Annotated in this window: 15 protein-coding genes; 12 read left to right on the top strand and 3 right to left on the bottom strand. The window is 64.6% G+C overall.

Translation table 11 applies throughout. The features are described from left to right. Positions 1-105: 105 nt before the first annotated feature. Together msrP and ACSQ9A_RS22275 are read left to right on the top strand one after the other, a co-directional pair. Complete coding sequence (gene msrP, locus ACSQ9A_RS22280) at positions 106-1,104, top strand: protein-methionine-sulfoxide reductase catalytic subunit MsrP (RefSeq protein WP_436305205.1); 999 nt, start codon at positions 106-108, stop codon at positions 1,102-1,104. Between the two features lie 88 nt (positions 1,105-1,192). Then, positions 1,193-1,831 (top strand): sulfite oxidase heme-binding subunit YedZ, encoded by a 639-nt coding sequence (locus ACSQ9A_RS22275; protein WP_436306341.1) that lies wholly within the window; start codon positions 1,193-1,195, stop codon positions 1,829-1,831. On the opposite strand, the gene lysA is transcribed toward ACSQ9A_RS22275, so the two are convergent. Further along, entirely contained in the window at positions 1,821-3,101 is a 1,281-nt protein-coding gene (lysA, locus tag ACSQ9A_RS22270) for a diaminopimelate decarboxylase (RefSeq protein ID WP_436305204.1), read from the bottom strand. The two genes, ACSQ9A_RS22275 and lysA, sit on opposite strands and share 11 nt — an antisense overlap. Further along, positions 3,098-3,340: an LPS translocon maturation chaperone LptM gene (gene lptM / locus ACSQ9A_RS22265; protein WP_436305203.1), complete on the bottom strand. Its 243-nt coding sequence runs from the start codon at positions 3,338-3,340 to the stop codon at positions 3,098-3,100. Before lptM ends, lysA begins: the two co-directional genes overlap by 4 nt. A 94-nt stretch (positions 3,341-3,434) precedes the next feature. Here lptM and ACSQ9A_RS22260 point away from each other — a divergent pair, with 94 nt between their 5' ends. The 3 genes from ACSQ9A_RS22260 to cyaY all read left to right on the top strand — a co-directional run bounded on the left by ACSQ9A_RS22260 (position 3,435) and on the right by cyaY (position 4,413). After that, complete coding sequence (locus ACSQ9A_RS22260) at positions 3,435-3,632, top strand: hypothetical protein (protein ID WP_436305202.1); 198 nt, start codon at positions 3,435-3,437, stop codon at positions 3,630-3,632. After that, positions 3,625-3,906 (top strand): BrnA antitoxin family protein, encoded by a 282-nt coding sequence (locus ACSQ9A_RS22255; protein WP_436293277.1) that lies wholly within the window; start codon positions 3,625-3,627, stop codon positions 3,904-3,906. The genes ACSQ9A_RS22260 and ACSQ9A_RS22255 overlap by 8 nt, the downstream gene beginning before the upstream one ends. A gap of 174 nt (positions 3,907-4,080) precedes the next feature. Then, a complete protein-coding gene (gene cyaY, locus ACSQ9A_RS22250; RefSeq protein ID WP_436305201.1) occupies positions 4,081-4,413 on the top strand; it encodes an iron donor protein CyaY in 333 nt (110 codons plus the stop codon). A gap of 3 nt (positions 4,414-4,416) precedes the next feature. Here the strand turns inward: cyaY and ACSQ9A_RS22245 are convergent, their stop codons facing one another. Beyond that, positions 4,417-6,822, bottom strand: a complete 2,406-nt coding sequence (locus ACSQ9A_RS22245; RefSeq protein WP_436305200.1) for a penicillin-binding protein 1A — start codon at positions 6,820-6,822, stop codon at positions 4,417-4,419. 240 nt (positions 6,823-7,062) lie between these two features. Here ACSQ9A_RS22245 and ACSQ9A_RS22240 point away from each other — a divergent pair, with 240 nt between their 5' ends. Genes ACSQ9A_RS22240 through aroB form a run of 7 tightly spaced genes read left to right on the top strand, consistent with a single transcriptional unit; the run spans position 7,063 to position 13,832 of the window. After that, on the top strand, positions 7,063-8,142 hold the full coding sequence (locus tag ACSQ9A_RS22240) for a pilus assembly protein PilM (protein ID WP_093106143.1): 1,080 nt from the start codon (positions 7,063-7,065) through the stop codon (positions 8,140-8,142). Beyond that, complete coding sequence (locus ACSQ9A_RS22235) at positions 8,139-8,759, top strand: PilN domain-containing protein (protein ID WP_436305199.1); 621 nt, start codon at positions 8,139-8,141, stop codon at positions 8,757-8,759. The genes ACSQ9A_RS22240 and ACSQ9A_RS22235 overlap by 4 nt, the downstream gene beginning before the upstream one ends. A gap of 8 nt (positions 8,760-8,767) precedes the next feature. Beyond that, on the top strand, positions 8,768-9,442 hold the full coding sequence (locus tag ACSQ9A_RS22230; RefSeq protein WP_436305198.1) for a type 4a pilus biogenesis protein PilO: 675 nt from the start codon (positions 8,768-8,770) through the stop codon (positions 9,440-9,442). After that, positions 9,439-9,978: a pilus assembly protein PilP gene (locus ACSQ9A_RS22225; protein ID WP_436293280.1), complete on the top strand. Its 540-nt coding sequence runs from the start codon at positions 9,439-9,441 to the stop codon at positions 9,976-9,978. The genes ACSQ9A_RS22230 and ACSQ9A_RS22225 overlap by 4 nt, the downstream gene beginning before the upstream one ends. After that, a complete protein-coding gene (pilQ, locus tag ACSQ9A_RS22220; protein ID WP_436305197.1) occupies positions 9,975-12,125 on the top strand; it encodes a type IV pilus secretin PilQ in 2,151 nt (716 codons plus the stop codon). Before ACSQ9A_RS22225 ends, pilQ begins: the two co-directional genes overlap by 4 nt. 24 nt (positions 12,126-12,149) lie before the next feature. After that, on the top strand, positions 12,150-12,695 hold the full coding sequence (locus ACSQ9A_RS22215) for a shikimate kinase (RefSeq protein ID WP_436293281.1): 546 nt from the start codon (positions 12,150-12,152) through the stop codon (positions 12,693-12,695). A 36-nt stretch (positions 12,696-12,731) separates the two neighbouring features. After that, positions 12,732-13,832, top strand: coding sequence for a 3-dehydroquinate synthase (gene aroB / locus ACSQ9A_RS22210; RefSeq protein WP_436305196.1), 1,101 nt, complete (start codon positions 12,732-12,734; stop codon positions 13,830-13,832). Positions 13,833-13,841 lie beyond the last annotated feature (9 nt).

Raw genomic sequence — 13,841 nt, 5'->3', positions numbered from 1 at the left:
CGGGTTTTCGCGGTGAAGTGAAACCGGATGAACGCCTGGCGCGTAACCGAATCAGCATTGGGAACGAACTCCCTCAAGCACAACCATCCAGGCGAAAGGCGATCCATGTTGATTCACTCCCGCGACAAGGGCTTCATTCACCCGCATTCCAGCGAGATCACGCCGCGCAGCGTCTACGAAGGGCGGCGCGACATGCTCAAGCTGCTGGCGAGCGGCGTCGCCGGAGCGGCCCTGGCCTCGTGGGCCGCGCGCGACGCCCTGGCGCAGGCCACCGCGCCGGGCAAGCTGGCGGCGCTGAAGGGCGCGAAGTCGGCGGTGCCGGGTGCGCAGACCATGGAAAAGCTCACCGACTACAAGGACGCCACGAGCTACAACAACTACTACGAGTTCGGCACCGACAAGGCAGATCCGGCCAAGAACGCCGGCACCCTGAAGACCCGGCCCTGGACCGTGGAGGTCGAAGGCCTGGTCAAGAAGCCGGGCAAGTACGACATCGAGGACCTGATCAAGCTCAGCGCGCAGGAAGAACGCATCTACCGCTTGCGCTGCGTCGAAGGCTGGTCGATGGTGATTCCGTGGGTCGGTTACTCGCTGGCCGAACTCATCAAGAAGGTCGAGCCGCAGGGCAACGCCAGGTACGTGGAATTCGTCACGCTGGCCGATCCCAAGACCATGCCCTTCGTCGGCTCGCGCGTGCTCGACTGGCCCTACGTCGAGGGCTTGCGCATGGACGAAGCAATGCACCCGCTCACGCTGCTGACTTTCGGCATGTACGGCGAAGTGTTGCCCAACCAGAACGGCGCGCCGGTTCGCATCGTCGTGCCCTGGAAGTACGGCTTCAAGAGCGGCAAGTCGATCGTCAAGATCCGCTTTGTCGAGAAGGAGCCCGGCACGGCCTGGAACAAGGCCGCGGCGCAGGAATACGGCTTCTATTCGAATGTGAACCCGAACGTCGATCATCCGCGCTGGAGCCAGGCGACCGAGCGGCGCATCGGCGACGGCGGGGGCTTGTTCGCCAAGCGCCACAAGACGCAGATCTTCAACGGCTACGAGCCCCAGGTCGGCCAGCTCTATGCTGGCATGGACCTCAAGAAGCTCTATTGAAATGGCTGCCCCCATGCTCGGCACTGACGTGTCCTCGCTGCCCCCGAAGGGGGCGCGAGCCGCCTTGGGGCGGCCCGGCGGCGGCTTCGTGAACAAGCTTCTGATGCACCCGGCGGTCAAGCCGCTGGTGTTCGTGCTCTCATTGCTGCCCTTCGCATGGCTGGTCTATGGTGCGTTCACCGATGGCCTGGGCGCCAATCCCGCCGAGTACCTGATCCGCTCGACCGGCGACTGGACGCTGCGCTTCATCTGCATCGTGCTCGCCGTGACGCCGCTGCGGGTGATCACCAAGACCAATGCGCTGGCGCGCTTTCGCCGCATGCTGGGCTTGTTCGCCTATTTCTATGTCGTGGTCCATCTGCTGAGCTACAGCTGGTTCGACATGGGCTTCGACGTTCCGGAGATCGCCAAGGACATCGCGAAGCGCCCGTTCATCCTGGTGGGCTTCTCGGCCTTCGTGCTGCTCACGCCGCTGGCCGCGACCTCGTTCAACCGGGCCATCAAGGCGCTGGGCGCGAAGCGCTGGCAGACGCTGCACAAGCTGGTCTATGTGATCGCCGGGCTGGGCCTGCTGCACTTCTTCTGGATGCGCGCGGGCAAGAACGACTTCGCGGAAGTGTTCGTCTATGCCGCGATCATCGCGCTGCTGCTGGGCTGGCGCGCCTGGAACTTCGCGAGCGGCAAGAAGAGGGTGCAGCGCCCTGCGCTGCGCCCGGTCAGTCGCTGAGCTGTTCGCTGCGCAGCTGGTCCTCGATGCTTTCACGCCGGCGGATCAAGGCGGCACGCTCACCGCTGACCAGCACTTCGGCGGCACGCCCGCGCGTGTTGTAGTTGCTCGCCATGGCCATGGAGTAGGCGCCGGCCGAAAGCACGGCCAGCAGGTCGCCTGCTTCCACCGCGAGCGCGCGGTCGCGGCCGATCCAGTCGCCGCTCTCGCAGACCGGGCCCACGACGTCGTAGCTGACGGTCTCGCCCTGGCGCTCAGCCACCGGAACGATTCGGTGAAAAGCCTGGTACATCGCGGGCCGCGGCAGATCGTTCATCGCCGCATCGACGATGCAGAAGTTCTTGTCCTCGCCCGGCTTGGTGTAGAGCACTTCCGTCACGCAAACCCCGGCGTTGCCGACCAGCGAACGTCCGGGCTCGACGATGAGCCGGCGCCGTCCGAAGCCGCGCGCATCGAGGCGCGCGAGCAGCTGCTGCCACAGCGCATCGGCCGCCGGCGGCGTGTCGCCGTTGTAGTCGATGCCCAGCCCGCCTCCGAAGTCGAGGTGATGCAGTGCAATGCCGGCCTTCTCGATCGCCTCGACCAGGTCGAGCACGCGCTCCAGCGCTTCGAGGTAGGGCGAGGCGTCGGTGATCTGCGAACCGATGTGGCAGTCGATGCCGACGATCTGCAGCCCCTTCAACGACGCGGCGTGCTGGTAGATCGCGACCGCGCGGTCGTGCGCCACGCCGAACTTGTTGCCCTTGAGGCCGGTCGAGATGTAGGGATGCGTCTTCGGGTCGACGTTGGGATTGATGCGCACGCTGATCGATGCGCGCCGGCCTTCTTCGAGCGCGACGGCGTTGAGCACATCGATCTCGGCCTCGCTTTCCACATTGAAGCAGCCGATGCCGGCCGCGAGCGCCTGGCGCATTTCGCTCTTCGTCTTGCCGACGCCGGAGAAGATCACCTTGGCAGGGTCGGCGCCCGCGGCGAGCACGCGCGCGAGCTCGCCGCCGGAGACGATGTCGAAGCCGCAGCCCGCTTCGGCAAAGACGCGCAGCACGCCCAGCGAGGAGTTGGCCTTGATGGCATAGCAGACCAGCGCGTCGCGGCCGTCGAAGCCGCGCTGGTAGGCGCCGAGCGCATCGAGCATCCATTGCTTCGAATAGACGAACAGCGGCGTGCCATGCTCGCGCGCCAGGGTCGAAAGCGGCACGCCTTCGACGTGCAAGGTGCCGTTCTTGCGTGCGATGTGGGGATGTCCCGGAAGGCGCGGGTCGCTGCTCACTTCGTTCCTTCGGTCGTTGCCGGCGCCTGTGGGGGCGAATTGGCGGGCTCGTTGCGCGACGATTCGGGAATCAGCAAACCCGGCAGCGTGGCGCGATTCTTTGCGGCCGGATCGGTCGGAAGATAGAGCGGGCCCTTCTGGCCGCAGCCGGTCAGCGCGACCCCAACGATTGCGAGGCCAATCGCGCTCACTAGAATTTGATGAACATTCAACATGGTGAAATTGTACTTTTCGACCATTGGTCGCTTGGCGGACCTCCTGACCTTCGGGGTTCCAACCAGTGCACCGGGTCAAGTGGCGGTTGAGCATATTTTTTGTAGTAACAAATAATCCTTGCGCAAGGGCACTGACGGTCTGCGCAAGGTCCGTTGGACCCGTCCCGGCATGGGGAAGCGCGGCGGCGTCCGCGTGATCTATTTCAACCGCAACGACCAGGGTGATCTGGTGTTGTTGCTGGTCTATACGAAGGCCAAGCTCGACAACATTGCACCGGCCTTTCTGGTGAAACTGAAGGAGGCGATCAATGCCTAAGATCAAAGACCCCGACGTGATGCAGTTCGAGCAAGATCTGCTCAAGTCCATCGACGAAATGAAGCGCGGCGAACATGCCGCTGTGCATACGCCGGCACAGATCGCTGCGCGCAAGCGTGGCCGACCGGCAGGCAGCGTGAAGGCGGATGTCAAGGTGTCCACCACCATCCGCTTCGATGCGGACGTGCTGGAGGCGCTCAAGGCCTCCGGCCCGGGCTGGCAGACGCGAGCGAACGACGCCCTACGAGCAGACATCCAGGCGGGCCGGCTGTAACGCCCGCTCGTCAGGCCCGGTGGCATGGCTTGGTCACCGTCGAGTTGCGATCGCCAAGCCCACTGCTGCACGACGGATTCGGATTCACGGCAATATCGTGCTTGGAAGCGGTGCCGGAAAGCCCGCTACGAGACCCCTCATCAAGCGCCTGAGCGCGAAGGTACAAGAACTGTAATGGCCGACCCCGAGTACATGGACCGCGCGGAAGCGGCGCTGGCCGCCATCGAGCGCAGCTGCGACCGCATCAACGACGCGACCGACGCCGATATCGACAACCAGCGCGTGGGCGGCATGATCACGATCACCTTTCGCAACCGTAGCCAGTTGGTCGTCAACCTGCAGCCGCCGTTGCGTGAAATCTGGCTGGCGGCCAAGTCCGGCGGCTACCACTACCGGCACGACGGCCGTGCGTGGGTCGACACCAAGACCGGGGAAGAGCTCTTCGGCAACCTGTCGCGCGAAGCGACTGCGCAAGCCGGGCAGCCCTTGCAGTTCGTGGCCGGCTGACGATCAGTTGCGGAAGAGCTCGAGGATGCGGTTGCGCTCTTCCGGCGGAGGTGCCGGACTGACTGGCACGCCCGAGATCGCTTCGGCCGGCGGCGTCGGGCCGGCCTCGACGCCCAGGGTCGCGACGCCTCGGCCCGGTGCATAGTCGTCGTAGTACCACTCGCCGCCGACGTTGACCACGCCGGACGGCGCCGTGTTCAATTCGGCCACCGGCACGCCCTTGATGGCGGTCTCCATGAAGCTGATCCAGATGGGCAGGCTCAGGCCGCCGCCGGTCTCGCGATCGCCGAGCTTGCGCGGTGTGTCGTAGCCCATCCACGCCACCGCGGCCATCGTGGGCTGGAAGCCGGCGAACCATGCGTCCAGCGAGTCGTTGGTGGTGCCGGTCTTGCCGTAGAGGTCGGGGCGCTTCAGCGTGGCTTGCGCCTTGGCGGCCGTGCCGCTGCGCGCCACCTCCTGCAGCAGGCTGTCCATGATGAAGGCATTGCGCTGGGGAATCGCGCGCATGGCTTCGTTGAGCAGCGGAGGCTGCGTCTCCACCAGGACCTTGTCCTTGTGATCGGTGATGCGCGTCACGAGGTAGGGATTGACGCGGTAGCCGCCATTGGCGAACACCGAGTAGGCGGTGGCCATCTGCATCGGCGTGACCGATCCGGCGCCCAACGCCATCGGCAGGTAGGCGGGATGCTTCTCGCGCTCGAAGCCGAAGTTGCTGATCCAGTCCTGCGCGTAGCGCGTGCCGATCGACTGCAGCACGCGGATCGACACCATGTTCTTGGAGCGGGCGAGCGCGCGGCGCAGCGACATCGGTCCTTCGAAAGTGCCGTCGTAGTTCTTGGGCTCCCACGGTTGTCCGCCGGTGGTGCCGGCGTCGAAGAAGAGCGGCGCATCGTTGACGACCGTGCCGGGCGTGAAGCCCTTTTCGAGCGCGGCCGAGTAGATGAAGGGCTTGAAGCTCGAACCCGGCTGGCGCCAGGCCTGCGTGACGTGGTTGAACTTGTTCTTGTCGAAGTCGAAGCCGCCGACCATGGCCTTGACCGCGCCGTCGCGCGGGTCGAGCGCGATGAAAGCACCCTCGACCTCGGGCAGCTGGGTGATCTCCCAGGTATTTTTCGGGGTCTTCACGACACGGATCACCGCGCCGCGGCGGATCCTGATGTTGGGCGGCGCCTTGTCCGAGAGCCCGGACTGCGCGGGCCGCAGGCCGTCGCCGATGATCTGCAGCGTGTCGCCGTTGCCGCGCACGGCGTTGATTTCCTTGGCGCTGGCCCTGAGCACCACGGCTGACATCACATCGCCATTGTCCGGATGATCGGCCAGGGCGTCGTCGACTGCCTCGTCGAGCTCCTTGGGGTCGCTCGGCAGGTCGACGAACTTCTCGGGGCCGCGATAGATCTGGCGGCGCTCGTAGTCCATGATGCCTTTGCGCAAAGCGCGATACGCGGCGGCCTGGTCGGCGGCCACCAGCGTGGTGTAGACCTTGAGGCCGCGCGTGTAGGTGCTGTCGCCATACTGTGCGTACATCAGCTGGCGCACGGTTTCGGCCACGTATTCGGCATGCAGCCGCGTCGGATCCGCGGCGTCGCGCAGGTGCAGCTCTTCCTTCTTGGCTTCTGCTGCCTGTTCGGCCGTGATGAAGCCGGCTTCCTGCATGCGGTCGATCACATAGAGCTGGCGCCCTCGTGCACGAGCAGGGTTGTTGACCGGGTTGTTGGCGCCGGGCGCCTTCGGCAGCCCGGCCAGCATCGCCGCCTGGGCGATCGTGATGTCCTTGAGGGGCTTGCCGAAATAGGCTTCGGATGCCGCCGCGAAACCGTAGGCCCGGTTGCCGAGATAGATCTGGTTCAGATAGATCTCGAAGATCTGGTCCTTGGAGAGCAGGTGCTCGAGCTTGAAGGTCAGCAGCACCTCGTAGATCTTGCGGGTCAGCGTTTTTTCCGAGCTCAGGTAGACATTGCGCGCCACCTGCATGGTGATGGTGGAGGCGCCCTGGCTCTTGACGCGATTCATATTGGCCAGGCCGGCGCGGACCAGGCCCTTGTAATCAACCCCGCCGTGGTCGTAGAAGCGCGCATCCTCCGCCGCCAGCACGGCGTCCTTCATCACCTTCGGGATGGTCGCGATCGGGGTGAGGTTGCGGCGCTCTTCGCCGAATTCGCCGATCAGAGTGCCTTCCGAGGAAAAAACCCGCAGTGGCAGCTTGGGGCGATAGTCGGCGAGCTCGGAGATGTCCGGCAGGTTCGGATAGGCGACGGCCAGCGCGACGGCAATCACACAGACCAGGGATGCCGCCCCGGCCGCAGCGATACCCAAGCCCCACAGCACGATGCGCATGAGCCATGAAAGCCAGGCCGGGCGCGTGGGAGGAGGGGTTCTGGCGGGCCCGTTGGGGCGAGTTTTTTCGGGCATGAAAGGTGGAGAAGTCAGCGCTCATTATAAAAAGGCGACCCCTTCGGACGGCTCTCGGGGCGCGCATAAAACCCAAGTACTCGCATTTGTGACCAAAGTTGCAGAACCGTACTGTTACGTCCCCTTTTGACAACGCTTGTCGCTGGAGTGAGGATTCGCCGCTTGGTTGCCCGTGCACCTCCTGCTAGCATGCAACCACTCGCAAATATTTCCAATCGTTACAAACGGATGGGATCGAACTTGACTGCTTTGGGATCGTTGTTTCGCCGTCAGCCCGCGCCACTGCTCGGGTTGGACGTCAGTTCGTCCAGTGTGAAGCTGGTCGAGCTCGGCCGCGATGCCAGCGGCAAGCTGGTATTGGAGCGTTGTGCGATCGAGCCTCTGGAACGGGGATGGATCACCGACGGCAACGTCGAGAAATTCGACGAGGTCGCCGAAGCGGTGCGGCGCGTTGTCCGCAAGAGCGGCACCCGCACGAAAAACGCCGCTTTGGCGTTGCCGCCTTCGGCCGTCATCACCAAGAAGATCGTTCTGCCGGGCGGCATGAGCGAGCAGGAGCTCGAGATCCAGGTCGAGTCCGAGGCCAATCAATACATCCCCTTTTCGCTGGACGAAGTGAGCCTGGACTTTTGCGTCATCGGGCAGAGCGCCAATTCGGCAGGCGATGTCGAGGTTCTGATCGCCGCGTCGCGCAAGGAAAAGGTGCAGGACCGCCAAGGTTTGGCCGAGGCGGCAGGGCTGAAGGCCATGATTCTCGATGTCGAATCCTATGCTTCGCGCTTGGCCACGGCGCGGCTCATCGAGCAACTCCCCGGCCAAGGCCGCGATGCCGTGGTCGCGCTGTTCGAGGTGGGAGCGTTCACCACGAGCATGCAGGTCTTGCGCAACCAGGAAGTGCTTTACGACCGCGACCAGGCTTTTGGCGGCGCCCAGCTCACCCAGCTGATCGTTCGGCAGTACGGCTTTTCCGCGGAAGAGGCGGAAGCCAAGAAGCGCAGCGGCGATTTGCCCGACGACTACGGTTCGGGTGTGCTGAAGCCCTTCGTGGCAAGCATCGCCCAGGAGATCGCCAGGGCGCTGCAGTTCTTCTTTACCAGCACGCCGCACAACCGCGTCGACTACGTGTTGCTGGCGGGCGGCTCGGCATCGCTCCCGGGGCTGACCAGCGCCGTGACGCGGCAGACTTCATTTGCCTGTTCGCTCGTCAATCCCTTCGACGGGATGGAGATCGGCAGTGGAATCCGGGAGAAGAAGGTGCGCCGTGAGGCCCCGTCCTATCTGACATCGTGCGGCTTGGCGATGCGGAGGTTTCTGCAGTGATTCTGATCAATCTGCTCCCGCACAGGGAGGCTTCGCGCAAGCGCAGGCGAGAGGCCTTCTATGCGACTTTGGGCGCCTCGGCGGTCCTCGGCTGCCTGATCGCAGGTGCGGCATTCCTCTGGTACCAGGCCCAGATTTCCGGCCAGCAAGCGAAGAACAGCTTTCTGCAGTCCGAGATCACCAAGCTCGAAGCGGAGATCAAGGAAATCTCGACCTTGCAGGCCGAAATTGCGGCCTTGCGTGCACGGCAACAGGCGGTCGAAGACCTGCAGGGCGATCGGAATCTGCCGGTGCATCTGCTCAACGAGCTCGTTCGCCAGCTGCCGGACGGTGTCTATCTGACGAGCATGAAACAGGACAACCAGACGGTCACGCTTCAAGGCATGGCGCAGTCCAACGAACGCGTGTCGGAACTGCTGCGCAATCTTGGCAACAACAGCCCGTGGCTGGTCAAGCCGGAACTGGTCGAAATCACGTCCGCGAATATCAATCTGAGTCCGCGTGACCAGCGCCGGGTTGCGAACTTCACCATGCGCATCGGCCTCAAGCGGCCCACGGATGCTCAGAAGGCCGCGGCCGGTGCGGCCACGGCGGCATCGGCTGCAGTCAAGGGATAGGCGTCATCATGGCAACAACGCGCGCTTCCCAAAAGATCGACATCGCTGCCGCCGCGCAGCGCTTCGGGGATCAGTTCCGGGGTCTCAATCCGAACGACCCATCCGTCTGGCCGCCGGTGCCGCGCTACGCCTTGTGCGTCGCCGTCACGGCCATGGTGCTGGTGGCACTGTGGTTCGTGTGGCTCACCAATTCGAACGACGAACTCGAAGCCGAGCGCGCGAAGGAAGTCACGCTCAAAGCGGACTATCAGAAGAAGGTTGCGCAGGCCGCCAACCTCGACTTGCTGAAGAAGCAGCGCGAGCAGGTGCAGCAGTATGTGACCCTGCTCGAAAAGCAGCTGCCGAGCAAAGCGGAAATGGACGCATTGCTCTCCGACATCAACCAGGCCGGGCTGGGCCGCAGTCTCCAGTTCGAATTGTTCCGTCCGGGGCAGGTTTCGGTGAAGGACTATTACGCCGAGCTGCCGATCGCCGTGCGGGTGACGGGTCGCTACCACGACATGGGCGCCTTCGCCGCGGACGTCGCCAACCTTTCCCGCATCGTGACCTTGAACAACTTGTCGGTGACGCCGCAAAAGGATGGCGCTCTGACCTTGGATGCCACGGCGCGGACCTTCCGCTATCTGGACGATGAAGAGCAGGCGGCGCAGAAACGCGCCGCGGCGGGGGCGAAGAAGAAATGAGAACGCTCGGTTTTCTGTGGCTCGGCATTGCTGCCGTCGGCCTCAGCGGTTGCATGGGGTCGGAGCAGGAGGACCTTCAGCGCTGGATGGCGGAGCAGAGGGCGCAAGTGCGCCCCAACGTTCCGCCCATCACGGAGCCGAAGAAGTTCACGCCCCAGGCCTACACCGAGGCCAGTGCCTTCGAGCCCTTCAACATGCAGAAGCTGACGCAGGCTCTGCGGCGCGACTCGAACCAGCCGAGCACGTCGGGGCTCATCGCGCCCGAATTGGCTCGCCGCAAGGAGGCCCTCGAGGCTTTCCCGCTCGATTCGATGGCCATGGTCGGCAGCATGAACCGCAAGGGCGAGCCGGTGGCCCTGGTCACGGTCGACAAGCTGCTGTACCAAGTGCGCGTCGGCAACTATCTGGGACTCAACTACGGGCGCATCACCCGTATCAGTGAAACCGAACTCGGCTTGCGTGAAATCGTGCAGGACGCCGCCGGTGAATGGATCGAACGCGTGGCGACGCTGCAGTTGCAAGAGAGGTCGAAATGAATTCCAAGAAAACAATGTTCGCGCAGTGGCTGCGCGCTGTTGGCGTGAGCCTGCTTGCATTCGGCACGATCGCCGTCGCGCAGGCGCAGAACGCCATCGAATCGGTGACGAGTTCGATGCAATCCGGCGCCGAAGTCATTCGGGTCGACCTGACGCAACCGCTGTCTGCCGTGCCAACCGGCTTCGCGATTCAGACACCGGCGCGCATCGCGCTCGATTTCCCGGGTGTGACGAATGCCATCGGCCGTTCGGCGATCGATGTCAACCAGGGCAATCTGCGCTCGGTCAACGTGGTGCAGGCCGGTGAACGCACGCGCCTGGTCCTGAACCTGAAGCAGGCGACCGCGTACAAGGCTGAGATCCAGGGCAAGTCCTTGTTGATTTCGCTGGAGCCCGTTCCGGGCGCCGCATTGGTTGCTTCCACGCCTTCCGCATTTGCCGAGAACCGCAACCGGGACACCTTGCCCTTGCGCGACGTCGATTTCCGCCTGGGCTCGGACAACACCGGCCGCGTGATCGTCGACCTGGCCAACAACCAGGTGGGCGTCGACATTCGCCAGCAAGGCAAGAACCTGGTGGTCGAATTCACCAAGTCGACCCTGCCCGAGGGCCTGCGCCGCCGTCTGGACGTTTCGGACTTCGGCACCCCCGTCCAGTTGGTGACGACGCAGCAGTCCGGCGACCGCGTGCGCATGACCATCGAGCCCAAGGGCGACTGGGAGCACAGCGCCTACCAGAGCGAGAACCAGTTCGTCGTCGAGGTGCGCCCGCGCAAGGTCGACCCGACCAAGCTCACGCAGGGCGCCGGCTACAGCGGCGAGAAGCTCTCGCTGAACTTCCAGAACATCGAAATCCGCTCGCTGCTGCAGGTGATCGCCGACTTCACGAACTTCAACATCGTGACCTCCGACTCGGTGACCGGCGCGCTGACCCTGCGCCTGAAGGATGTGCCCTGGGACCAGGCACTGGACATCATCATGCAGGCGAAGAACCTGGGCATGCGCAAGAACGGCAGCGTTCTGTGGATCGCGCCCAAGGACGAAATCAACGCCAAGGAAAAGCTCGAATTCGAAGCCCAGGCTGCCATCCAGAACCTGGAGCCTCTGCGGACCCAATCGTTCCAGCTGAACTACACCAAGGCCATTGCCATCGCACAGGGCCTGACCGGCACGGGCGCATCGAGCGGCGGTGGCGGCGGTTCGGGAACGACGACGCGCATCCTGAGCCCGCGCGGCAGCGTGATCGCCGAATCGCGCACCAACCAGCTCTTCGTTTCGGACATCCCCTCGCGCCTCGCGCAGGTGGCCGAGCTGATCCAGAAGCTCGACGTGCCGGTTCGCCAGGTGCTGATCGAGGCGCGCATCGTCGAGGCTTCGGACACCTTCGGCAAATCCTTGGGCGTGCGGCTCGGCGGCGGCGTCGCCGGCGGCACGGTGGGCTCGAACAGCGGCCGCCCGATTTTCGGCAACGTCGGCGTCATGCCGGTCGTCACGCCGGCAACGGCAACCACGACGGGCAGCGCGTTGACGACTTTCACCAATTCGAACTTCGTGAACCTGCCGTCGACCGGCGTTTCCGGCAACGGCAATGCGCCGGGCACTTTCGCGATCTCGCTCTTCAACTCCAGCTTCTCGCGCATGCTGAACCTGGAAATCTCCGCGCTCGAAGCCGACGGCAAGGGCAAGGTGGTGTCGAGCCCGCGCGTGGTGACTGCAGACCAGACCAAGGCATTGATCGAGCAGGGCACTGAACTGCCCTACCAGGTCGCCACCTCCAGCGGCGCCACCTCGATCGCGTTCCGCAAGGCCAACCTCAAGCTCGAGGTCACGCCGCAGATCACGCCCGAGGGCAACATCATCCTGACGCTCGACGTCAACAAGGACACGGTCGGCCAGGCCACCACGGCCGGTTTCGCGATCAACACCAAGCACGTGCAAACCGAGGTGCTGGTCGAAAACGGCGGCACGGTGGTCATCGGTGGTATCTTCGAGCTCACCGAAACCAACGATGAATCGCGCGTGCCGGTGCTCGGTGAAGTGCCCTATGTCGGGGCGCTGTTCCGTACGCGCAATCGCGTTGCCAACAAGACCGAAATGCTCGTCTTTATCACCCCGAAGATGATTACCGACCGCAACGCCGCGCGCTGAACGCGCGGGCGTTCGTAGCACCGCGTGGCGGTCGCGCTCGTCGGCTTGCCCGGCGCCGGAAAATCAGCAGTGGGCCGGCGCCTTGGCCAGCGCCTGCAGCTTCCCTTCATCGACAGCGACGAGGTGGTCGAGCGCCGGATCGGCTGCTCCATCCGCGACTACTTCGAACGCGAAGGCGAAGAAAGCTTCCGCAATGTCGAAGAAGCCGTGATCGCCGATCTCGCGGCGACGGCCCATGGCGTCGTGGCGACCGGCGGCGGCGCCGTACTGCGGGAGGCCAACCGGATCCAGCTGCGCACGCACTTCCACGTGATCTACCTGCGATCCTCGCCCGAGGATCTGTTCCGGCGGCTGCGCCACGACGTCAAGCGCCCCCTGCTGCAGGTGGCCGATCCCCTGGGTCGCCTGCATGAGCTTTACAGTGCGCGCGACCCGTTCTATCGCGAGACGGCCCACGACGTGGTCGAGACCGGCCGGCCCTCGGTCGCGATGCTGGTGAACATCATCGTGATGCAGCTCGAACTTGCCGGCGCGGTCTCCGCCGAAACCCGGAGCCACCCACCGGACTGAGGCAAGCCCTTGCGGCATGCGCCTAAACTCGGGGCCATGCGATTGCCTGCCTCCCCCGAATCCGTCGAGATCCAGCTCGGCGAACGCAGCTATCCGATCCTGATCGGCAGCGACCTGCTCGGCGAACCGAAGAATTTTGCAGCGGTACCCGCAGCCGCCACGGCCCTGATCGTCACCAACACCACCGTGGCGCCGCTCTATGCGGCTGCATTGCGCCGGACGCTGGCCGGACGCTTCCATGCCGTGCACGTGCTCGAACTGCCCGACGGCGAAGCGCACAAGGACTGGCAGACGCTGAACCTGATCTTCGATGCCCTGCTCGGCCATGGCTGCGACCGCAAGACGGTGCTGTTCGCGCTCGGCGGCGGGGTGGTGGGCGACATGACCGGCTTCGCCGCAGCGAGCTACATGCGCGGCGTGCCCTTCGTGCAGGTGCCGACCACCTTGCTGGCCCAGGTCGACTCGTCGGTGGGCGGCAAGACCGCGATCAATCACCCGCTCGGCAAGAACATGATCGGCGCCTTCTATCAGCCGCAACTGGTGCTGTGCGACCTCGCCACGCTCGGTACGCTGGCGCCGCGCGAACTCAGCGCCGGCCTGGCCGAGGTCATCAAGTACGGCCCCATCTACGACATGCGCTTCCTCGACTGGATCGAGTCGAACATCGACGCGCTGGTGGCCAGAGAACCGGGTGCGCTGGCATACGCCGTCAAGCGCAGCTGCGAGATCAAAGCCGCGGTGGTGGGGCAGGACGAGCGCGAAACCGGCCTGCGGGCGATCCTCAATTTCGGCCACACCTTCGGGCACGCGATCGAGTCGGGCCTGGGCTACGGCAAGTGGCTGCATGGCGAGGCAGTCGGCTGCGGCATGGTCCTGGCCGCGCATCTGTCGCAGCGCCTGGGTGGCGTCGACGCTGCCTTCGTGCAGCGTCTCACGGCCTTGATCGAGCGCGCGGGCCTGCCCGTGGTCGCGCCTGCGCTCGGCGCGGAGCGCTATCTCGAACTGATGCGTATCGACAAGAAGTCGGAGGCGGGCGAGATCCGCTTCGTCGTGATCGACAAGCCCGGCTCGGCCGTCATGCGCAGCGCACCCGAGGCGATGGTGCGCGAGGTGCTGGCGCAATGCTGCGCGGCCTGAATCGGAAGG

Source organism: Variovorax sp. LjRoot290, assembly GCF_964253985.1.
GTDB lineage: Bacteria > Pseudomonadota > Gammaproteobacteria > Burkholderiales > Burkholderiaceae_C > Variovorax.
This window is presented reverse-complemented; position numbering and strand designations above follow the sequence as displayed.

Excerpts from the sequence above, each read along its gene's own strand:
- msrP (WP_436305205.1), top strand. The coding sequence starts at position 106 with ATGTTGATTCACTCCCGCGACAAGGGCTTCATTCACCCGCATTCCAGC.
- lptM (WP_436305203.1), bottom strand. The coding sequence starts at position 3,340 with ATGGTCGAAAAGTACAATTTCACCATGTTGAATGTTCATCAAATTCTA.
- ACSQ9A_RS22255 (WP_436293277.1), top strand. The coding sequence starts at position 3,625 with ATGCCTAAGATCAAAGACCCCGACGTGATGCAGTTCGAGCAAGATCTG.
- cyaY (WP_436305201.1), top strand. The coding sequence starts at position 4,081 with ATGGCCGACCCCGAGTACATGGACCGCGCGGAAGCGGCGCTGGCCGCC.
- ACSQ9A_RS22245 (WP_436305200.1), bottom strand. The coding sequence starts at position 6,822 with ATGCCCGAAAAAACTCGCCCCAACGGGCCCGCCAGAACCCCTCCTCCC.
- ACSQ9A_RS22230 (WP_436305198.1), top strand. The coding sequence starts at position 8,768 with ATGGCAACAACGCGCGCTTCCCAAAAGATCGACATCGCTGCCGCCGCG.
- ACSQ9A_RS22225 (WP_436293280.1), top strand. The coding sequence starts at position 9,439 with ATGAGAACGCTCGGTTTTCTGTGGCTCGGCATTGCTGCCGTCGGCCTC.
- pilQ (WP_436305197.1), top strand. The coding sequence starts at position 9,975 with ATGAATTCCAAGAAAACAATGTTCGCGCAGTGGCTGCGCGCTGTTGGC.
- aroB (WP_436305196.1), top strand. The coding sequence starts at position 12,732 with ATGCGATTGCCTGCCTCCCCCGAATCCGTCGAGATCCAGCTCGGCGAA.